The organism is Agrobacterium vitis (assembly GCF_013337045.2).
GTDB lineage: Bacteria > Pseudomonadota > Alphaproteobacteria > Rhizobiales > Rhizobiaceae > Allorhizobium > Allorhizobium vitis_B.
Map to the genome: position 1 here is coordinate 1786485 of NZ_CP118259.1, position 20874 is coordinate 1807358.

The window sequence follows — 20874 nt, forward strand, 5'->3', positions numbered from 1 at the left end:
CCGCATAATTCCCTCAATCGGGTCCGATTTAAGGTGACGACCAGGCAACGGATCGGAAATCGTGCGGCGGCTTTCGTGCATTTCTTCGATGCATATCGATGTAACGTCACTTTTGCGAGACTGGACCAAACAGAGAGACGAAATTATCGGCCAAGACCTTTTTTCGTCCTTGCCGCTCGTCCCCGATGTCTTGTTCCTCCATCCGCCAAACAGCAAGCCGCCCTGCGTGAGAGAAATCGCAGGGCGGCTTGAGCAATGAGAGGATAGAGCCGAAAAATAAGCACCGGGTTTCGGAAAATCCGATGCTGTCAGATGGTGTTAAAACTCTTCCCAGCTTTCCTGCTTGGCTGCAGTATTCATGCCGAGTGCCTTGGCGACCTGACCCACCATGCGGCGGGCGGGTGACGCGACAGGCCTTTGCCCGGCGCCGGCTGGAACAGGACCAGCGGATCTGCCGCCGGAAGGGCCCGCATTGACTACTGCTCCGGAACCTGAACCAAGCTGAAACTGGCCGACCAGATGGCGCAGCTTTTCAGCTTCATTGGCCAGTGAAGAGCTGGCAGCGGTGGCTTCTTCCACCATGGCGGCATTCTGCTGGGTGACCTGGTCCATCTGGTTGACGGCGATATTCACCTCAGACAGACCGACAGACTGCTCACGGGCCGAAATGGCGATTGCATCGAGCTGGCCGTTGATGGCGACGACATGGCCTTCGATCACCTTCAGAACTTCACCGGTTGCGGTCACCAACTTGACGCCGTTTTCAACTTCGCTGGCGGAATTGCGGATCAGGTCCTTGATTTCCTTGGCAGCCTGGGCAGAGCGCTGGGCAAGTTCGCGCACTTCCTGGGCGACCACGGCAAAGCCCTTACCAGCCTCACCTGCCCGCGCCGCTTCCACACCGGCATTCAGCGCCAGAAGATTGGTCTGGAAGGCGATTTCGTCGATCACGCCGATAATGTTCGAGATCTGGCTGGACGACTGCTCGATCCGCTGCATGGCGTTGACGGCATTCGAGACCACTTCACCGGACTGCCGGGCCGACTGATTGGCCTGGACGGCCATTGACCGGGCTTCTTCCGCACGCTTGGAGGAATTGGAGACATTGGTGGTGATCTGATCCAGTGCGGCGGCCGTTTCTTCCAGCGAGGCGGCCTGCTGTTCGGTACGCTTCGACAGGTCGTTGGCGCTCTGGCTCACTTCCCGCGAACCGCTGTCAATCGAGCTGGTCGCGATGGCAACGGACGACATCGTATCGCGCAGTTGTTCAACCGTGCTGTTGAAGTCGGTACGCAAACCTTCGAATTCACTGGCAAAATTCTGGGTAAGCTGGAAGGTGAGATCCCCAGCCGAAAGCCGCTTCAAGCCTTCCGCAAGACCAGACGTTGCCTGGGCCATTTCAGCCGAGCGCTTGGCATCGGCCTCAGCAACGCGCTGACGTTCCACTTCGCTCATGTCGCGGACCGCAGCGGCCTGTTTTTCCAGCTCGCGAGCGGCAAGGCCGTTATCCTTGAAGATCTGCACGGCACGCGCCATGACACCAACTTCATCACGACGGTCTGTTCCCTCGACCATTGCCGAAAGATCACCGCCGGACAGAATGCCCATCTTGGTGGCCAGATCGCGGATCGGTAGGACCAGCCAGGCGCGGATGGCGAAAAAGCCGATTGTCAGAACGAGCACCAAGCCTACCAACACGCCAACCACAGTCGTCATCACCGTGTTATGAGTCATGTCGGAAAGGTCTTGACTTTCTGCCTCTGCGGCCTTGCTGATCGCCGTGACCATATTGGTGAAGCGCGGCGAGATCTTTGCAAATTCAGGCTGGCATTCTTTCAGAAAAATAGCCTGGGATTTCGTAACTTCGTCATCGGCGGTGGCAGCTTTGCCCACCTGCATGGCATTGCCACAGGCCTGATCGAGAATTTTCAAAGTGTCTGCTTTGAGCCCGACGATATCGGCATTCTCCGGCAACGCCTTTGCCGCCGTATCCATAAACGTGACGAAGGAGTTTCGTGCCGCGTCGAACTCCTTACTGGCGGCTTCATTAAGCTGCGCCGTACGAGACATCATGACATCGGCCATGGAAGCCCGTGCAGCCTGCATCGACCGATTGGCGCGGGCCAGATAAAGCGAGGCAGCGGACTCCTCGTTCAGCAGGCCGCTATAGGCAGTATCGATTGATTTCAGCTTAAACCCGGAATAGGCCGCTATACCGAGAGTAAACAACCCGAACAGCGCCATGATCGACAGAAATTTCCCGATGATTGATAGGTTTTTCATCTCATTGCCTCGTAACTCAAGGTGGCTCGACCTTCGAGTGCATGTGGGGGTAAATTTTTGGCGCGCCGAACCGGCTCCAGTCCCCGCCAAACCGCACAGAATGATCGGTCTGCAACGGTCGGCTGATCCGGCGGCACCCTTGAAAACTACCGGGTAAAATCTAATTTTTAGTGAATTCTAATTTTCTTATACTTAAGATTAGGACCGCGATGGGACACGCACACAGCCAGCCGCAGAAAACAGCGACAAAAACAACACCGGGGATAAAGGACACAGTCCATTGTAGTTGGTGCGGACGACGGGGGTCGAACCCGTACAGATTGCTCCGAGGGATTTTAAGTCCCTTGCGTCTACCAGTTTCGCCACGTCCGCGTAAGCAGCGTTTTCAACGACCTGAGGCGGAATTGCAAGAGGGCGTTTGAGATATTCCCTATTGGATAATTCTTTAAACTGATTCCGGTTTGAGGAATTCCCCAATTGGGAATAGTCAGCGACAGCGAACCTTTTTGCGCCATATGTGCCGCATGAAGGTTCGCTGTCGCTCGCACAAAAAACCCCAGACCGAAACCGGTCCAGGGTGATTGCTGAAATGCATCGAGGTTGGAAGTCGAATACCGACGTTATCAAACGTTCGATATTAAACTGCCATGCCCCAGTCGTCTGCGTCATCAACGCCGAACATCCGCTCAAGGTTGAGGAAGCAAATCATGCTCTCGCCCTGGGCAATGATGCCATCGGAAAAAGCAGCGCTTGGTCCTGCGGCCTGCGGCAAGGGCTGCAAGCGATCGGCGGGGATGGTCAGGATGTCGGAAACGCCATCCACCAGCAGGCCGACGGTCACGCCATTGACATCAGCCACGACCACCGCGCTGCGCTGGTTAACCTCGGAATTGGCCATGCCAAGCTTGACGGCCAGATCCACAATCGGGATGACCGTGCCGCGCAGGTTCATCACGCCCAGCACTTCGTAAGGCGCATGGGGGAGCGGGGTCACAGTGGCCCAACCGCGAATTTCACGAATAGAGGTGGTTTTAACGCAAAATTCCTGCGCATGAAGCCGGAAAGCAATGATCTCCAGAGAGCCTGCTTGCACCAGATGCGATGTGGTCATCAAATTTTCTCCCAGCTTTCATAGGTTTGGGACAGTATTTTAGAATATACGTCCTTAAATCGCTGCCGATCCAGACAAACACGTGCAATGCAAGCCTCTGCACCGTGAACCGTCCGACTTGCAATCTATGCCGTAATCCTGCCAGCCTTCGATTGTGCCTCTGCCAGCCACACGTGGCCACTTTGGATTCCTTGAACAGAAACATAGTTGATGCGTCTTAACCGTTAGTGAATTCAAATATAAATTTTGACGCGCGCGCCCGGCATGTCACAACCGACGAAATGAAATGGCAGTCAAACATTTGATTTTTATAAATCATTTCAAGCATATTGCTTTTCGACAAAGATATCCAATTTGAAAACGATCTCCATGACCTTGATCGCCATGGATAATATCCGAGGCTCAAAAGTGAGAATCAGATCTTTGCCTTGACGAAATAGCAAATACATCAACGGCTTGTGAAAATCGAAAATGGAACACGACGAATCGTTTTCAATGGCTGGTCAAATCATACGAAGAGTCATTGAAGATGACTCATCATATTCCGTTTGCAAATATCTCAAGCCACTGATGCATTTGAGATATTTCCAATGCCTTCAAGGCGAGAATGCGCCAGCATGTCAGAGCCTTGGTATAAGGCCTACAGCAATCCGAGTTCGGCCAGTTCCCGCTTCAAGTCGTCGGGCATGTCATCCAGGCCCGCACCGCCGGCGGAAAGATCGCGCGGTGCGTCTTTAGGGTCCAGATAGCGCCAGCCCTGAAACGGGCGGCGTGGCGCAGGCGTGGTTTCAATGACCTCAGGGCCAAGCACCAGTTCGCAGCGGTTGATTCCGTCGGCGCCGGTGACGCTGACAATATCCAACAGCGGCTGGCGGGCCGCCACCTGACCCTTGATGATCCAATAGAGTGAGCCGCCGTCCAGCAATTCCTCGACCCGTTTTGGCATCATCCGGGTGACATGCGAACTTTGCGGCGCCAAGCCAGCCGACATCGCCACCAGGGCGCGTTCCGCGACCCAGTGCTTGAGATCGTCGATGCTATCGGCCCCGACACAGAGTTTGATGAGATTGAGCGCCATGGGTTTTGCAGATAGACCTTTCATGCCGCGGGTCAAGCGGCACGGTTAACATTCCACGACATTAACGGCCAAGCCACCGAGCGAGGTCTCTTTATATTTCTCACTCATGTCATTGCCCGTCTGGCGCATGGTCTCAATACAGGCGTCGAGCGGCACGAAATGGCTGCCATCGCCCTTGATGGCCAGCGAGGCCGCCGTCACCGCCTTGACCGCGCCCAGCGCATTGCGCTCGATGCAGGGAACCTGCACCAGCCCCCCCACGGGATCGCAGGTCATGCCGAGATGATGTTCCAAAGCAATCTCGGCGGCATTTTCGATCTGCTCCGGGCTGCCGCCCATCACCGCCGCCAACCCTGCCGCTGCCATGGCCGCTGCCGAACCCACCTCGCCCTGGCAGCCGACTTCGGCACCGGAAATCGAGGCATTGTGCTTGATAATGCCGCCGATGGCCGCCGCCGTCAGCAGATAGTCGCGCACACCCTCCTGATCGGCATCGGGATGAAAATGCAGGTAATAGCGGATCGTTGCAGGCACGACGCCCGCTGCCCCATTGGTTGGCGCCGTCACCACCCTGCCGCCAGCGGCATTTTCCTCGTTGACGGCCATGGCATAGACGGAGAGCCAGTCATTGGCGAGCAGCGGGTTCTGCCGGTTGGAGCGCCATTCTTCCTGGAGCTTGTCATGGATGTAACGGGCGCGACGCTTGACTTTCAACCCGCCGGGCAGTTCGCCCTCGCCCCGCAAGCCGCGATCGATACAGCCGCTCATCGCCGTCCAAAGCCGGTCGAGGCCTTCGTCCAGCGCCTGGCGGCTCAGGGAAACTTCCTCATTGGCGCGCTTCATCTGGGCAATCGTCAGTCCTGATGACGTTGCCATGGCCAGCATCTGCCGGGCGGAGGCGAAAGGATAAGGCACTTTGACAGCGTGAGTTTCTGTTTTCTTCGTTTTCTGCACGGCGGCAAGCTCGATATCGGTCACCACGAAACCGCCACCGATAGAATAATAGACCGTCGTCAGCAGCAGACGACCCTGTTTGTCAAAGGCGGAAAATCGCATGCCATTGGCGTGACCTGCCAGCGGCGTCTTCTTGTCCAGCACCAGATCGGTGGCCGGATTGAACTGATAGGCCGGATGCCCGGTGGGACAGACCTTGCCGCTGCGCTGCACCTCGGCGACGAGCTCCGCCATCCGGTCCGGATCGACCCTGTCGGGCATCTCGCCGGTCAGACCGATGATAACGGCGCGGTCGGTGCCATGACCTACACCCGTATAGGCCAGCGAACCGTGCAGGCTGACCTTCAGCGCCGCGACCTCGGCGCCAGCCGGGCGCGGCCACTCATTGGAGAGAATAAGGTCAAGAAACCGGCCCGCTGCCGACATCGGCCCCATCGTATGCGAGCTGGATGGCCCGATGCCGATCTTGAAAACGTCGAAGACGGAAAGAAACATGCAAGGACCCTACCCGTGAAGCCGCAGCCAATAGCCTAAACTCTAGCCTTATCCTCGGCAAATTCGTGATGAAGGATCGACATTCAGTGAAACCGAAGCGACAAAAACCGCAAAACAAAAACAGCGCGGCTCGTCTCCAGCCGCGCTGTCGTCCCCCGCCGTAAAGCGGATTTCTACCGCAACAAAGCGGCAGGCACGAGGCCAATCCCCCGAAAGCCCCCGAGCACAGCATGGATAGACGATTTGGCGGCCTTGCTCAATCGCTGACAGCGGTCACAGCTGTATATTTGTCAAACGAGTCTGCAAGCACCTTGGCATGAGCGCTTCATCTCCATCATCGACAGTGACAATTGATATTGTCGCTTTGTGAATTGGCCTCGGCCTATCATGATAAAATCAGCCCAGCATGATAAAACAGGATGAAAAATGCAGATTCGCAACCATCATCCCTGTCGCTATCGCAAAATTTGAAAGACAATGTCGGACATGACCCTTCTGGATTGGCTTGCTCTGCTGCTGTTTTTTTGCGGCTGGTTCGGTCTGGCTTTTTTAACCAATGGCCGTCTGATCAAATCCCGCCTCAGCCTCAGCCGGATCATGGCGGAGCGCCGCCGCGCCTGGATATTCAATGCGCTGAAGCGCGACCTGCGGATGATCGACACGCAGATTCTCGCCGGCTTGCAAAACGGTACCGCCTTCTTTGCCTCGACCTCGATCATCGCCATCGGCGGCTGTTTTGCGATGCTGGGCGCCACCGAAAAGGTCGATCTGGTGTTGCGGGACCTGCCTTTATTCGGCGCGGGCGGGCGGGCCGCATTTGAATTGAAAGTCTGCGGGCTGATTGCGATTTTCGGCTATTCTTTCTTCAAATTCGGCTGGTCCTATCGCCTGTTCAACTATTGCACCATTCTGTTTGGCGGCCTGCCCATGCATGCGGAGGTTCGCCAGGACCCGGCCGCAGCCGAAGACGCCGCCGAAACTGTGATTGCCATGAATGTCATCGCCGCGCAGAATTTCAATTCGGGCCTGCGGGCAATCTTCATGTCCATGGGCTATCTCGGCTGGTTCCTGAACGCTTACATGTTCATGGCAACCACGGTGCTGATTTTCTTCGTGCTGGTGCATCGCCAGTTCTTCTCCAATGCCCGGCTGGCCGCCATGCTGAAAAATCCGCTCTCCGCGCCAGGACAGATGACAGCAAGCCTTCAAACCAGCCCCCACCCTGCAACCGATGGCGACAGGTCATCTGGAATGTCGTAAAGGACCGTGATGCCAGGTGTCATTAAAATGACCTTGGCATAACTCGAACCAAGGGCATGATCTGCCCCGGTGACCACTTGCCATCCCAGCATGTCCGGTCGCTGTAGATAGCTGTTTCAGGACATCGCGTGGCTTTTCCAACCGAATCTCCCCTTCCCGCCAAATCCACCCCCGCCAAATCCACCACCCGCATCGGCCTGCTCGATGCAATGCGCGGGCTCGCGCTGCTGGCTATGGCTTCCTATCACTTCAGCTGGGATCTGGAATTCTTCGGCTATCTGCCTGTGGGCACGGCGGAAACCGGGGTTCTGAAGATCTATGCCCGCTGCATTGCCTCGACCTTTCTGTTCCTGGTCGGCATCGGTCTGGTGCTGGCGCATCGAAATGGCATCCGTTGGAAGCCGTTCGGCAAGCGGCTGGCGCAGATCGCCGCAAGCGCCTTTGCCATATCCGTTGCCACCTATCTGGCCATGGGGGCAGGCTGGATCTTCTTCGGCATTCTGCATGCCATCGCGCTGATGAGCCTGCTCGGCCTGGCCTTCATTCGCCTGCCGGTGGTCGTCACGCTGGGCGCGGCAATTGCCACGCTGATCCTGCCATTCTATGCGCGCTCGGCTGTGTTCGACGCACCCTATTTCTGGTGGCTTGGCCTATCCGAGACCATCCCGCGTTCAAATGACTATGTTCCTGTTTTTCCATGGTTTGCCGCCGTATTGTTTGGCATTGCCAGCGCCCGCCTCGCCCTGCGGTTCGGCCTGTGGCAAAAGCTGGCAGCCTGGCCGTCCGGCCCGAAATTGCTCTCACTTGCGGGCCGTCATAGCCTGGTCTTCTACCTGTTGCATCAGCCAGTACTGATCGCTCTCGTCTATCTGGCGACGCTGGTCGTCACCCCGCCCCCACCCGACAGAGCGGCAGCCTATGACCGCAGTTGCCAGCAATCCTGCACGGCAGGCAATAACGACGCTGGCTTTTGCCAAAGGTTCTGCGGCTGCACACTGGAGAAGTTGCAGACCGGAAATATACTCGAACCGCTCCAGTCTGGGGCAATCATAGCGGCGCAAGATGAAAGGGTCCTGAAACTGGCGCGGGAATGCACGATCGCCAGCCAATAAAGGGTCCTAACATGAACGCCTATCGCATGAAGCCGCTGAAATACCCATGGCCGCCGCTTCTTTATGTCGGCGCCTGTGTCATTGCTTTTTTTCTAGATGCCTATGTTGCCCCTGTCAGTCCTTTCGAGGACCAGGGGCCCGTCATGTGGATGACCGGCGCAATGATCGCCACCGGTGCAATCGCCATCGATTTCTGGGCCATCAAGACCCTGATGTCCAACTATACACCCCTTAGCCAGCACCAGCGCGCCCGGCGGCTGGTGACAGAGGGGCCTTACCGCTATTCCCGCAATCCGATCTATCTCGGCTATACGCTGCTGATGGTCGCGGCGGGAATGATTCTCGGCAATGTCTGGCTGGTCCTGGCAGCGCCCCTCACCGCCATGTTGACGACCATGGTCGCTATCCGCTGTGAGGAAATGCATCTATTGGTACGGTTCGGCGTCGATTTCGAACGCTACTGCCAGCACACACGCCGCTGGCTTTGACGGAATACCGGAAGCGATGAAATTAGCAAAAAGGGTGTCGGCTCGCTCTATGAACCGACACCAATTTCCACCAGACGGGTCAGGCAGGCCTCTTCGGCCTGATCCAGTTCGGCCAACGTCTCCTCGATATCCTTACGCTTCTGGCGCAAATCGTCACGCTTTTCATCGATACGCTTCATCATCAGCTTCAATTGGCCAACCTCGCCCGGCGGCTGCTTATAGACATGGATGATTTCGCGAATATCTGCTACCGTAAAGCCGATGCGACGAGCGCGCAGAATTTCTTTCAGAAGATGGCGGTCGGCACCCCGGTAGACACGGGTACGGCCCTTGCGTTCCGGCTGGATCAACCCCTCATCCTCGTAGAAACGAAGAGTACGGGTCGAAACGCCGAATTCGCGGGTCAACTCGGTGATGCTGTAAGATTTTTTCAAGGCCATGGTGTTCCGTATCGCTCAAGTCGATAATCATATTAACTTTGACGTAAAAGTCAATTTTTGTTCACCTCGCTGCCTCAAGCGGGGAACATCTCGCTGCTTTTACAGATTTTTCCAATTGCAGATGGGGTGTTCAAAGGCCTAGATCGCAAACCACCAGGTGGCCAGCCCGAGAAACGAAAAGAACCCGGTAATATCGGTGACGGTGGTCACGAAAACCGCCGAGGAAACCGCCGGGTCGGCACCGATCTTGTCCAGCAATAACGGAATGAGAATGCCAGCAATGGCAGCGGCCATCATATTGATCAGCATGGCCGAGGCAATGATGCCGCCGATATTGGCATCATGGAACCAGAACCCGGCAATGACGCCGATCAAGATGCCGAAGATCACTCCGTTCAACAACCCGACGCCCGCTTCGCGTCTCACCACCCGCCAGGCATTGTGAATGTCGAGATTACGGGTGGCGAGCGCTCGCACCGTCACGGTCATGGTCTGCGATCCGGCATTGCCGCCCATGCCCGCCACAATCGGCATCAACACGGCCAGCGCGACGATCTGCTCAATGGTTGCCTCAAACAGCGAGATCACCGAAGCCGCCAAAAATGCGGTCAGCAGGTTGACCAGCAGCCATGGCACGCGCGAGCGGGAGGTCTCTGGAATGCTGTCCGACAATTCTTCATCGCCGACGCCGCCCAGGCGCATCAGGTCTTCCTCGGCCTCTTCCTGGATCACGTCAACCACGTCATCAATGGTCAGCACGCCCACCAGGCGTCCACCTTCATCGACCACGGCGGCGGAGAGAAGGTCGTATTGCTCGAAGAGCTGCGCCGCCTCTTCCTGGTCCATTTCGGCCGGGATCGGATGGTTGGTCTCGCGCATGATGGTTTCGATCTTCACCTGTCGCTTGGTGCGCAGGATACGGTCGAGATCGACCACGCCCAGCAGCTTGAAGGTGGGATCGATGACGAAGATCTGAGTGAAGCTCTCGGGCAGACCTTCTTCTTCGCGCATATAGTCGATGGTCTGGCCCACCGCCCAGAACGGCGGAACGGCCACGAATTCCGACTGCATACGCCGTCCGGCGGAGCTTTCCGGGTAATCCAGGGCGCGGCGCAACCGCACCCGCTCGGTAAACGGCAATTGCGCGAGGATCTCGTCGCGGTCTTCCTGGTCGAGGTCTTCGAGAATGTAGACCGCATCGTCCGAATCGAGATCGCCGATAGCTGCGGCGATCTGCTCGTTCGGCATCTGGTCGACGATCTGCAGACGGATGGCGTCATCCACCTCGGTCAGCGCCGTCATGTCGAAATCGTCACCCAGAAGGGTAATCAGCGCCAAACGCTGATCCGGCTGGATCGCTTCGATCAGGTCGCCCATTTCCGATTCGTGCAGATGCGCAACTTCCTTGCGCAGGAACAGCACATCGCGATCGGCAATAGCGGCACCGACCAGAGCGCGAAAATCGCTGCGGATCGAACCGTCCTCGTCGTAGATATCGGCCTTTTCATCATCACGGAAATGACGCGGGCGTAGCTGTTCTTCAATATCACTCATACTCGCGCCCCGTTCGGTTCGCGGCAGCCTGCCGCAAACGAATCCTGCATTTCACCGGATCAGCTTCACCATAAGTGCATGACAGTGACGATACATGCCACAAAAAACAGCAGGTTATCCGTCACAACAGGGCCAGCAGTAGCAAAATGCCAACACCGATGCGCCAGGCACCGTCAATCAGCAAAAGACCCCGCCGGATATCCGCACCACCAATGGCGCGTTGGCCCGCGGCATTCATCATTGGCTCGTTGACCGCGTCTCCGGCATAAATACGCGGTCCCGCCAGCGCCACATCCAGCCCACCCGCCGCCGCTGCTTCCGGCCAACCGGAATTTGGCGAGCGATGCAGGCCGTGATCAGCCATCATCACCATGAAACATCTTTTGGCCGCCGCGATGCCCTTGCCAACGCCGGCAGCGCAGACGATCAATATGCCGGCAAGCCGGGCCGCAGGCCAATTGGCCAAATCGTCCAGCCGGGCAGAGGCCCAGCCGAACTGCAAGTAGCGCTCGGATTTATGGCCGATCATCGAATCGGCGGTGTTCAGCATTTTATAGGCAAGCAGACCCGGCAGGCCGAGCAGGCCATACCAGAAGGCAGGTGCCACCACCCCGTCGGCAAAGTTTTCCGCAAGGCTTTCCAGCGCAGCGCGCGCCACACCGGCCTCATCAAGCACATCGGGATCGCGCCCGACAATCATCGACACGGCCCGGCGACCACCGGCAAGCCCCTCATGCTGCAAGCCATCGGCGACGGCCTTCACATGGTCCAGCAGACTTTTCTGCGCCAAGAACACCGCCGTGACGGCAATTTCCAGCAGCATCCCGAGAAATCCAAGTGCCGCAAACAGGCGATGCAGCCCATATCCGACGCCAAGGCTTGCCAGCAGCAGAAGCACAATCGCCACAACGCCACCCGCCTTGCGTAGCGGATCGGCCAGAACAGGCCGGTTCAGCAGCCATTCGAATGCGGCAATGCATTTGCCGAACAGCACGACCGGATGCGGCAGGCGCGCCCATAACCAGGGCGGATCGCCAACCACGCGGTCAAGCACCAGCGCCAACAACAGGATAAGCAGATTTGCCTCCATCATGAGCGAAAAGCCTGCAAGGCGGCCAGAAGCCGCGCATCGGCGTCTTCGTCGGGCGTCAGACCGATCCGCAGCCAGCCCGGCGCATACTCAAAAATCCGGGTCAGGATATGCACGCGCGCCAGATGAGCATGCAAATTGGCCGCATCCGTGTGCTCCACAAGCGCAAACAGCGGCGTGCTACCGATAACCGTCAGACCTGACTGCGCCAAAACCGCATCAAGTGCTGCCTTACGGGCAACAATCTGAGTGCGAAGCGCATGGTGATCGGCACTGAACAGTTGGGTTGCCACCGACAAAGCTGGGCCGGATACCGCCCAGGGACCAAGCCAACAGGCAAAGCGGTCCAACATCACCTGATCGGCAATCACAAAGCCCAGCCTCAAGCCAGCCAGACCGAAGAATTTGCCGAAAGAGCGAAACAAGACCAGATTGGCGTGCTCAGCCACAAGCGGCGCAAGAGACTGCTCCGGCTGCGCATCGGCAAAGGCTTCGTCCACCAGCAAAAGACCGCCATCAACCGCCATGCGCTGCGCAACGGCGACCAATTCAGCTCGTCCAATCTGACGCCCGGTGGGATTGTTGGGGTTAACCACCACCGCCAATCCATGGGCGGATGTCATTGCCTCAAGACTGTCCACCGCATCGACAGAGATACCGGCCAGCGTGAGGCTGCGGGCATATTCCCCATAGGTGGGGCTGAGAATGGCGGCGCGCCTGCCTGCATCCATCAACTTCGGCAAAAGCTGGATGACTGATTGCGTGCCGGGAACCGGTAGCGGCAGAACGGTGCCGCTGCGATAAAAATCCCGCGCCGCGAGACGGGCGGTGTCCTCGCGTTCGCGGTCCGGCAGACGGTGCCAGGCGCGGGCATCGATGGCGGGCAGATCCGGTGGACAGGGATTGATCCCGGTGGACAAGTCCAGCCAGTCTTCAACGCTCCCGCCATAAAGACGCGCTGCTGCCGCAAGGCCGCCGCCATGGGCAATGGTTTGGCCGGGCTGTACTGTCATGCCCGGCTCTCGCCCGCACGGTCGATCAGATGCATATAGGAGCCAGCTACATTGGCGCGTCGCAATCCGACCTGCCCCAGGGAGACGCCCAGGGCATCCTCGGCGGCAAACAGCCGGTCTCCCTCGCCTTCCTCGATCACGGTCGAATAATGAAACTCGTGGCCGGTCATGGCATGGGCAAAGAAATCTCCTGCCAATGGCCGCAAAAGCCGGTAGCCCAGATGGCGCTTTCGCGTGGCAAAGCTGGTTTTCAGCGGTAAAAGCCCCAGCATCGCATGGTCGGTTCCATCCGCGTCGGTCAACCCCTCGCCCAGCACCATATAGCCACCGCATTCCCCGTAAATCTTCACCGGCCCTGCCGCTGCTTTTTGCATAGCCGCCCGGAACCGTTGGGCATTGGCGATCCGCCCAGCATGAAGTTCGGGATAACCGCCGGGCAGATAGATCGCATCGGCATCATCTGCCGGGGCCTCATCCTGCAAGGGCGAAAAGAAGCTGATCTGCGCGCCCCGTCGCCGCCAGCCCAGCAGCATATGCTCATAGCAAAAGGCAAAAGCCTCATCTCGCGCCACGGCGATATGGCGACCAAGCGGCGCAAGCCGGGCAATATTGGCATCCGAGACCGGATCAGGGCTGCGAACCGCAGCCCGAATGATAGCGTCGAGATCACAGCCTTTTGCCACCACCTGCGCGGCATGGCTGATAAAGCCTTCAAGATCGGTCTGCTCCGCCGCCTGCACCAGTCCCAGATGCCGCTCCGGCAGGGCAAGCCCCGTATCGGTGCGGATCACGCCCAGCACCGGCATGCGGATTGTCTCCAGGGCCTGGCGCAGCATCGCCTCATGCCGGTCGCTGGCGACCCGGTTGACGATAACACCGACCATCAGCAGACCGGGCCTGAAATCGGCAAAGCCCTTTACCAAGGCAGCGACGGAATGCGAGGTGCGGGCACAATCAACCACCAGCACCACCGACAGACCCAGCATCAGGGCAAGATCCGCCGCCGAGCCGGTGCCATCCGCTGCCCCGTCGTAAAGCCCCATCATTGCCTCGACCACCAGGGTCCGGCCACCCTGACGGTGCAGGGCGGCATTGGCGGCGATCAGTTCCGGTCGCATCGCCCAGGGGTCGAAATTCAGGCAGGTCTCACCGCTTGCCGCCGCATGAAAGGCCGGATCGATATAATCCGGCCCGGCTTTGCCCGGTGCCAGCTTATGCCCGGCCTCGCTCAAGGCGCGCAACAGGCCCAGCGTGACGGTGGTCTTGCCTGACCCGGAGGCCGGCGCGGCAATCAAAAGGCCACTCATGCCGTGTCCTTCAGGCTTCGATTGGCAAAGGGGGCCGGTTGCAGGGGGCGGCCCGACAAGGCACCCAGCCAGTCCAGCGAGGGGCGAAGCCGTACCACGTCGCCCAGCACCACAATGGCGGGTGGCTGGATGCCTGCGGCCTGCATTGCGGCATCGGCCTCACCCAGCGTGGTTTCCAGCACCCGTTGCCGGTCCGTTGCAGCATCGCAGACGAAGGCCAGCGGTTCTTCAGGCTGGCGGCCTGCCGCCATCAATTGCGCGGCGATATGGCCCATATGCTTCATCGCCATATACATGACAATCACCCGCGAGCCCTTGGCGACCGCCTTCCAGTCAATGCCATCAGGCATGGCCCCAGACGAATCATGGCCAGTCAGGAAGGTGACAGCATGGTTGACCTCGCGGTGAGTGACGGGAATGCCCGCATAGGCCAGCCCGCCGATACCCGCCGTAATGCCGGGTACGATGCGAAACGGCACGCCATGCTCGACCAGGGTCAACGCTTCCTCACCGCCGCGCCCGAACACGAAAGGGTCTCCGCCTTTCAGCCGCAGCACCCGCTTGCCGGATTTGGCCAGTTCCACCAATCGCAGGGAAATATCGCGCTGCCGGGCCGAGGGCTTTCCGCCACGCTTACCCGCATATTCCAGCACCGCACCCGGATTGGCGTAAGCAAGGCAAGCCTCATCCACCAGCGCGTCATGAACAATCACATCAGCCATGGACAGGCCACGCACCGCCAAAAGCGTCAACAGACCTGGATCACCCGGCCCTGCCCCCGCCAGCCAGACATGGCCCGGCTGCAACGGTGGCAAAGGCTTGAAAACATCTTGCATCATGGTCAGAAGATCTACTGCATAATTCTGCAAACCGAAATCGGTTGGCAGGGAAAATTATACCGCCATGAAGATGATTTGTCCGAATGAGCGGCAAAGGACGCCCCCATCTTTCCCCCGCCGCAAGCCTTGCCTATAAAGAGCCATGACCGAAGCCGCGCCGCCCACCGAAACACCCAATGCCGCCGCTTCGCGCAAGCCGAATGGACCGCTGCGCAAGGGCTGGACCACGGGCGCCTGCGCGACAGCCGCGACCAAGGCAGCACTGACGGCGCTTTTGACCGGTGAATTTCCCGATCCAGTGTCGATCCGCCTGCCGGGCGGGCAGGAACCGGCCTTTGCGCTCGCCTATGAACAGATCGCGGGTGGCCAAGCCTCAGCGGGTATCATCAAGGACGCGGGCGACGACCCTGATGTGACCCATGGCGCAACCGTGATCGCCACTATACGGCGTCTCACTGCTGGTTCTGGCATCCGCTTCGTGGCAGGCGACGGCGTCGGCACGGTGACGCGGCCCGGCCTGCCGCTGGCCATTGGCGAGCCGGCCATCAACCCTGTCCCGCGCACAATGATGGCGGCCGAGGTGGAGGCGCTGGCCAAACAGCATGGTGTGGCGCCCGATGTGGAAATAACCATTTCCATTCCCGGTGGTCAGGCACTGGCGGAAAAGACATGGAACCCGCGCCTGGGCATTATCGGCGGGCTTTCGGTGCTTGGGACGACCGGCATCGTCAATCCATTTTCCTGTGCGGCCTGGATTCACTCCATCCATCGCGGCATCGATGTGGCACGCGCCATGGGACTTCCGCATGTACTGGGTGCCACTGGCTCAACATCAGAGCGCACCGCGCAGCAGCTTTACGGCCTGCCGCAGGAAGCGCTGCTGGACATGGGTGATTTTGCCGGTGGTCTGCTCAAATATCTACGCCAGCACCCCGTGTCCCGGCTGACAATTGCGGGTGGATTTGCCAAGTTGAGCAAGCTGGCGCAAGGCGCGCTGGATCTGCATTCCGCCCGCAGCCAGATCGACAATTCCTTCATGGAAACATTGATGTCCGATCATCCTCTCTCGCAAGACATCAAGGAAAAGATCAGGTCTGCCAACACCGCCCTGGAAATCCTCGACATCACCCGGCAAAACAATCTGGACATGGCAACACCGATTGCGCAAAGGGCAAGACAGACAGCTCTTTCGGTCCTGCGCGGTGCCGATATCGCCGTCGATGTGATCGTCACCGACCGAGCGGGAGCGATCCTTGCCATCGCTTCCTGAACGCATCCTCATTCTCGGCGGCACAGCAGAGGCGGCAAAGCTTGCCGCAGAACTGGTGGAGCGAGGCGAGGCTTTCGTCATTACCGCACTTGCCGGACGCACCGAATATCCGGCCAGTCTGGCCGGAGACGTCCGCATTGGTGGTTTCGGCGGTATCGATGGGCTGGCGGCCTATCTGAGGGGCGAAGGCATTACCAGGGTGATCGACGCCACACATCCCTTTGCCCGGCAAATATCCGCCAATGCCATCGAAGCCTGCCGGAAAGCAGAGGTACCGCTGACCGTGCATCTGCGACCGCAATGGCTGCAACAAGCCGATGACCGCTGGATCATGGTCGAGACGTTGGAAGCGGCGGCCCAGACGTTGCCGGAAGGAGCCAGGGTCTTCCTGGCGCTGGGGCGGCAATATATCGACCTATTTGCACGGCGAACGGATTGCCACTTCGTGATCCGCATGGTGGATGCGCCTTCTACACCGCTGCCCTTTACCCATGCCGACCTCATTCTCGGCAAAGCGGCGGCGGATTGGGAAGCGGAAAAAGCCCTGCTGCAAAGCCATGCCATCACCCATCTCGTGACCCGCAATTCAGGCGGCGAGGCAAGCTATGGCAAGATTATCGCGGCGCGAAAATTGGGATTGCCCGTGGTGATGATCGCCCGTCCGGCGACTTGACGACAGATTGAGATATCAACTTGATTTACTTTGGATTTTTCGCCCAGGTAAAGGCGATATCCTCAGATCTTCTGAACTGACGACCGAATGGCCGTAACCTTAGGCTTCCCACCCATGCGTCCGGTGAGCGGCATGCAATTGGCCTTGCCCGAATAGGGCCAATATTCGAGCTTGCAACCATAGGGGCCGCCGACATTTTCCTCAATGACCGCAATACCATTTGCTGCCAGAAACTGCCGTGCGAAATCGAAATTGCGCGCTCCCACATTATAGAAGGAATTGCCGGGACTGGCGCCACCAAAAATCTTTGCCTCCAACCGCCAGACATTTGCGCCACGCGCCAGCAATCCGTCAACAAGAAGCTCCATCAACTGGCAGCCATACCGCGCCGCCTCGCTCTTGCTCATGCCCTTGGCAACCGGACCCGGTAATACGAAATGATTCATACCGCCGAGGCCCAGCACAGGATCGCGAATACAGGCCGCGACGCAGGAACCAAGCACCGTTGTCATCACCGTACCGGGATCGTCGCTGACGGCAAATTGTCCCTGCGAAATGGTCACCCGGCCCTTGGGCAGATCCATTCGTGAAGCCACTGGAGCATTCCAAACGAAAGACATTCAATCCGACCCCTAACATTACATTCTAATGAAAGCATAGATTGAGACTAAAACCTATTGATCATTTCTGTCCGCACGCCGCGCCACAGCGCCCGCGTTTTGGAAAACCGCACAAGGAACGCTGTAACACTTTATATTTTCTGCATAATTCTCTCGTTAAACGACAACCTGTTTAAGAAATCCTGCCTCTGGCTTTGGATAAGAAATTACACCAGACATCATCTCAACATGCTCACTCATCGGACACAACGCAGACACCACCCAATTTAATGGTGCCAACTCCCCGATGAGGCGGGCATTCTGGCTTCCTGGCTAATAAACCATGAATATATTGATTTATTGTCTACTCTTCATCGGTTAACACATGGGGCGGTGCGAAATAGAGCGTTTCCAGGAAAAGTGGATTCCACTTTTCCCTGACAAACTCTGGGAAACATGCGTCACAGTGCTTTTGTAAAGCGTATCCCCGTATTTTCGTAGCCCAGGCGATGATAAAGCCGATGAGCAGGGAGACGATGGTTGCTGGGATTTATTGTCACCCGATCTGCACCTCTTTCGCGAAGCCATTGCTCTGCGTGGGCGACAAGTGAAACCGCGATTCCTTGTCCTCGAAAATCAGGCGAGACAACCAGGGCGATGATGGCACCACCAAGACCGCTGCGGTAAAAGGATGGCGAAACAGAAACGCCGATCATTCCGGCAACCACAGTTTGTTCGACTGAAACAAACGCAGCGTAATCATCGCGGCCTGCGATGACCTCCATCCGCATTGCAATATCTTCAACCAAACTGGGATAGCCGAGTTCGGTGATGAGATTTGCCAGCATCGGAAAGTCCGATCTCATCGCAGGTCTTATGTCCATCTGCTTTCCAAACCCTGTCTTTTGGGAGCAGCCACGGCGGACATCGCTACTCTGACAATGTTCTACCGAATTATGCGCTACAGCGCACGGCGCTGTAGCGCTTTATATTTGCTGCATAATTTTCTCCTTAAATCGATTCCGATTTAAGGAATTATGCAGGAGACTTATGCTTCCTGGACCGAAACGATCGTATCATGGATCAGTTTCAGCACTGCTTCGGCCTCGATATCGGTGCAGATCGTCTGGCTTGGCAGGTCATCCCAATCACTGGGACCAAACCCCATGCTGTCGGGCTTCTGGATGGTCTGGCCATCGGCAATGCCGCCGCAGACCACGCGGATCGAGCCGCTGCGGGTGGTGAACAGCTCCGGCGCCACCACATACACACAGGCGCAGCTGTCATGCACCACCATGCCATCAGGCACCCGGCTCTCATAGAATTTGATGTAGAATTGGGACAGATCGAACAGCAATTGCGCCCGCATGCCCGCCGCGTCGCGGATGTCGGACAGCGCCTGGCGGGTCATCACGGTTTTCGTCGTTACATCAAGACCAACCACCACCACCGGCCAGCCGGCGGTGAAGACAATATCGGCCGCTTCCGGGTCGCCGTGGATATTGGCCTCGGCGGCGGGCGTCACATTGCCGTTGATATCGAAGGCGCCGCCCATAATGACCACGTCCTTGACCAGAGAAACGATCTCAGGATCTTCCTTCAAGGCATTGGCAAGGTTGGTCATTCGACCAACGGCGACGATCCGCACCTCGCCTGGATTGGCGCGGATGGTCTCGACGATGAAGCGATGTGCCGGGCGCGGATCAAGCGGCACGTCCACGGCATCCGGCACGCCGATATTGCCAAGACCATCATCGCCGTGAATGAATTTCGGCGGCTCATGGCTAACGCGATGCGGAATGAAGGTTTCGCCAGCACCCCTAGCAACAGGCGCCTCGATATTCCACTCCTGCTTGAGATAGAGCGCATTGCGGGTCGTGGTCTCGATCGTGGCATTGCCGAACACTGTGGTAATGCCCAGCAGATCGATATCCGCATGGTGATGCAGAAACAGCAGTGCCATGGCATCGTCAACGCCGGGGTCCGTATCGAAAATCACCTTATGCATCGCGCTGTCCTTTATATATCCTTTGACGGGACAATAGCGGCCTTGCGCCATCCCGCAACCACTGTTGCCGTCAGACGGCCTGGTTTTTCTTGGATACACCCTTCTTGCCCACATTGCGCAGCACATGGGAAAAATCAGAATTGTAGAGATCGCTGTCGCGGAAGGCGACATCGCCAAACACCTTGCCGACCATGACCAGCGCCGTTCGGGTAATCTTCGCCTTGCGCACCTCCTCCGCCATGTCCTTCAGCGTGGTGCGAATGAACAATTCATCCGGCCATGTGGCGCGGTAGGCAATCACCACCGGGCAATCCTCGCCATAGTAAGGCGTCAGGGTCTCGCGGATATGGTTGAGATTGCGGATCGACAGATGAATGGCCAGCGTGGCGCGGGATTTACCGAGGATTTCAAGCGTTTCGAATTCCGGCATCGACGACGCCTTCATCTCCGTGCGGGTAATGATGACCGTCTGGGCCACTTCCGGCAGGGTCAATTCGGTCTTCAACCTTGCAGCCGCCGCCGCAAAGGCGGGCACGCCCGGCACCACGTCATAGGGAATATCCAGCGCGTCCAGCCTGCGCATCTGTTCGGCAATCGCCCCGTAGATGGCCGGATCGCCGGAATGGACCCGCGCCACATCCTGGCCCCGTGCATGGGCCGCCTGGATCTCGGTGATGATCTCATCCAGATGCATCGGCGCGGTATCCTTGACCAGGGCATCAGCAGGCGCGGCCTTGACGATTTCCTCCGGCACCAGCGATCCCGCATAAAGGCAGACCGGGCAGCGCTCAATCAGCCTCAAGCCCCGCACGGTGATCAGGTCGGGTGCACCTGGACCGGCACCGATGAAATAAACTGTCATTTAAAACTGTACCTTCTTAGATTTCCGAATTCGCTCAACAACCGACCGCGTGCAATTTAATAATGTTTCACTTTCCTCTTTGACGTTTCCACTCCTAGATCCTTTGAATTTCTCAAGTGCATCTATCAGAGCCTTTTCCGTCGGATCGTCTGATATCAACAATGCTTGAGCTATGGCGACCGCTCTATAAGATTGAGATTCCATTTCATAAGGAGCATCTTCCTTATTCAATCCCAACTCCCATGCACGGGCGACACGTATCACATCACCAATAGTAGTAATTAGAAGCTCAATTCTCTTGTTTTTGCTTGCAATAATTTGCTCTCGCCGACGAGCACGAGACTGATCCCAGCCGACGAAAAATGCTGCAAAAGCAGCAAGAAACCCAGACAAAGGGGCATAACGTAAAAGGCAACTGAGCAACATTTCTATTGACAT

Annotated in this window: 20 protein-coding genes and 1 tRNA gene; 5 read left to right on the forward strand and 16 right to left on the reverse strand. The window is 57.8% G+C overall.

Annotated features, from left to right (window positions below):
- Positions 1-318: 318 nt before the first annotated feature.
- The 5 genes from G6L01_RS08630 to G6L01_RS08650 all read right to left on the reverse strand — a co-directional run bounded on the left by G6L01_RS08630 (position 319) and on the right by G6L01_RS08650 (position 5921).
- Positions 319-2283 (reverse strand): methyl-accepting chemotaxis protein, encoded by a 1965-nt coding sequence (locus tag G6L01_RS08630; protein WP_070164946.1) that lies wholly within the window; start codon positions 2281-2283, stop codon positions 319-321.
- A 287-nt stretch (positions 2284-2570) separates the two neighbouring features.
- Positions 2571-2655 (reverse strand) — tRNA-Leu (locus G6L01_RS08635).
- A 265-nt stretch (positions 2656-2920) separates the two neighbouring features.
- Positions 2921-3394, reverse strand: a complete 474-nt coding sequence (locus G6L01_RS08640) for a chemotaxis protein CheW (RefSeq protein WP_070150560.1) — start codon at positions 3392-3394, stop codon at positions 2921-2923.
- Positions 3395-4034: 640 nt separating this feature from the next.
- Entirely contained in the window at positions 4035-4472 is a 438-nt protein-coding gene (locus tag G6L01_RS08645) for a DUF1489 family protein (RefSeq protein ID WP_015916295.1), read from the reverse strand.
- 45 nt (positions 4473-4517) lie between these two features.
- Complete coding sequence (locus tag G6L01_RS08650; RefSeq protein ID WP_070164947.1) at positions 4518-5921, reverse strand: L-serine ammonia-lyase; 1404 nt, start codon at positions 5919-5921, stop codon at positions 4518-4520.
- Positions 5922-6407: 486 nt separating this feature from the next.
- Between G6L01_RS08650 and G6L01_RS08655 the strand changes: the two genes are divergently transcribed.
- The 3 genes from G6L01_RS08655 to G6L01_RS08665 all read left to right on the forward strand — a co-directional run bounded on the left by G6L01_RS08655 (position 6408) and on the right by G6L01_RS08665 (position 8781).
- The gene (locus G6L01_RS08655) at positions 6408-7181 is read left to right on the forward strand and encodes a DUF599 domain-containing protein (RefSeq protein WP_070165149.1); all 774 of its coding nucleotides are present in this window, start codon (positions 6408-6410) and stop codon (positions 7179-7181) included.
- 128 nt (positions 7182-7309) lie between these two features.
- The gene (locus tag G6L01_RS08660) at positions 7310-8293 is read left to right on the forward strand and encodes an acetyltransferase domain-containing protein (RefSeq protein WP_070164948.1); all 984 of its coding nucleotides are present in this window, start codon (positions 7310-7312) and stop codon (positions 8291-8293) included.
- Between the two features lie 11 nt (positions 8294-8304).
- Positions 8305-8781 carry a methyltransferase family protein gene (locus G6L01_RS08665; RefSeq protein ID WP_070164949.1) on the forward strand — a complete coding sequence of 159 codons (477 nt, stop codon included), beginning with the start codon at positions 8305-8307 and terminating at the stop codon, positions 8779-8781.
- A 47-nt stretch (positions 8782-8828) separates the two neighbouring features.
- On the opposite strand, the gene G6L01_RS08670 is transcribed toward G6L01_RS08665, so the two are convergent.
- From G6L01_RS08670 to cobA, 6 genes are all read right to left on the reverse strand, one after another.
- Positions 8829-9215 (reverse strand): MerR family transcriptional regulator, encoded by a 387-nt coding sequence (locus G6L01_RS08670; RefSeq protein ID WP_060716796.1) that lies wholly within the window; start codon positions 9213-9215, stop codon positions 8829-8831.
- A 144-nt stretch (positions 9216-9359) separates the two neighbouring features.
- Positions 9360-10775 carry a magnesium transporter gene (gene mgtE / locus G6L01_RS08675; RefSeq protein WP_070164950.1) on the reverse strand — a complete coding sequence of 472 codons (1416 nt, stop codon included), beginning with the start codon at positions 10773-10775 and terminating at the stop codon, positions 9360-9362.
- Positions 10776-10896: 121 nt separating this feature from the next.
- Positions 10897-11868 carry an adenosylcobinamide-phosphate synthase CbiB gene (gene cbiB / locus G6L01_RS08680; protein ID WP_070164951.1) on the reverse strand — a complete coding sequence of 324 codons (972 nt, stop codon included), beginning with the start codon at positions 11866-11868 and terminating at the stop codon, positions 10897-10899.
- A complete protein-coding gene (cobD, locus tag G6L01_RS08685) occupies positions 11865-12878 on the reverse strand; it encodes a threonine-phosphate decarboxylase CobD (RefSeq protein WP_070164952.1) in 1014 nt (337 codons plus the stop codon). The genes cbiB and cobD overlap by 4 nt, the downstream gene beginning before the upstream one ends.
- Positions 12875-14185, reverse strand: coding sequence for a cobyrinic acid a,c-diamide synthase CobB (locus tag G6L01_RS08690; RefSeq protein WP_070164953.1), 1311 nt, complete (start codon positions 14183-14185; stop codon positions 12875-12877). The genes cobD and G6L01_RS08690 overlap by 4 nt, the downstream gene beginning before the upstream one ends.
- Positions 14182-15024, reverse strand: coding sequence for a uroporphyrinogen-III C-methyltransferase (gene cobA, locus G6L01_RS08695; protein ID WP_070164954.1), 843 nt, complete (start codon positions 15022-15024; stop codon positions 14182-14184). The genes G6L01_RS08690 and cobA overlap by 4 nt, the downstream gene beginning before the upstream one ends.
- A 142-nt stretch (positions 15025-15166) precedes the next feature.
- Between cobA and G6L01_RS08700 the strand changes: the two genes are divergently transcribed.
- Both G6L01_RS08700 and G6L01_RS08705 read left to right on the forward strand, forming a co-directional pair.
- Entirely contained in the window at positions 15167-16294 is a 1128-nt protein-coding gene (locus G6L01_RS08700) for a cobalt-precorrin-5B (C(1))-methyltransferase (RefSeq protein ID WP_081344059.1), read from the forward strand.
- Positions 16278-16967, forward strand: a complete 690-nt coding sequence (locus G6L01_RS08705; RefSeq protein ID WP_070164955.1) for a cobalt-precorrin-6A reductase — start codon at positions 16278-16280, stop codon at positions 16965-16967. The genes G6L01_RS08700 and G6L01_RS08705 overlap by 17 nt, the downstream gene beginning before the upstream one ends.
- A gap of 62 nt (positions 16968-17029) precedes the next feature.
- Here G6L01_RS08705 and G6L01_RS08710 read toward each other — a convergent pair whose 3' ends face one another.
- The 5 genes from G6L01_RS08710 to G6L01_RS08730 all read right to left on the reverse strand — a co-directional run bounded on the left by G6L01_RS08710 (position 17030) and on the right by G6L01_RS08730 (position 20874).
- Positions 17030-17563, reverse strand: coding sequence for a chemotaxis protein CheD (locus G6L01_RS08710; protein WP_337692692.1), 534 nt, complete (start codon positions 17561-17563; stop codon positions 17030-17032).
- A 464-nt stretch (positions 17564-18027) separates the two neighbouring features.
- Complete coding sequence (locus G6L01_RS08715) at positions 18028-18414, reverse strand: GNAT family N-acetyltransferase (protein WP_174089207.1); 387 nt, start codon at positions 18412-18414, stop codon at positions 18028-18030.
- 200 nt (positions 18415-18614) lie between these two features.
- Complete coding sequence (locus G6L01_RS08720; protein ID WP_070165151.1) at positions 18615-19574, reverse strand: nucleoside hydrolase; 960 nt, start codon at positions 19572-19574, stop codon at positions 18615-18617.
- Positions 19575-19644: 70 nt separating this feature from the next.
- Positions 19645-20436, reverse strand: a complete 792-nt coding sequence (gene cobM, locus G6L01_RS08725) for a precorrin-4 C(11)-methyltransferase (protein ID WP_070164958.1) — start codon at positions 20434-20436, stop codon at positions 19645-19647.
- On the reverse strand, positions 20437-20874 hold the full coding sequence (locus G6L01_RS08730) for a hypothetical protein (RefSeq protein WP_070164959.1): 438 nt from the start codon (positions 20872-20874) through the stop codon (positions 20437-20439). It lies immediately after the preceding gene.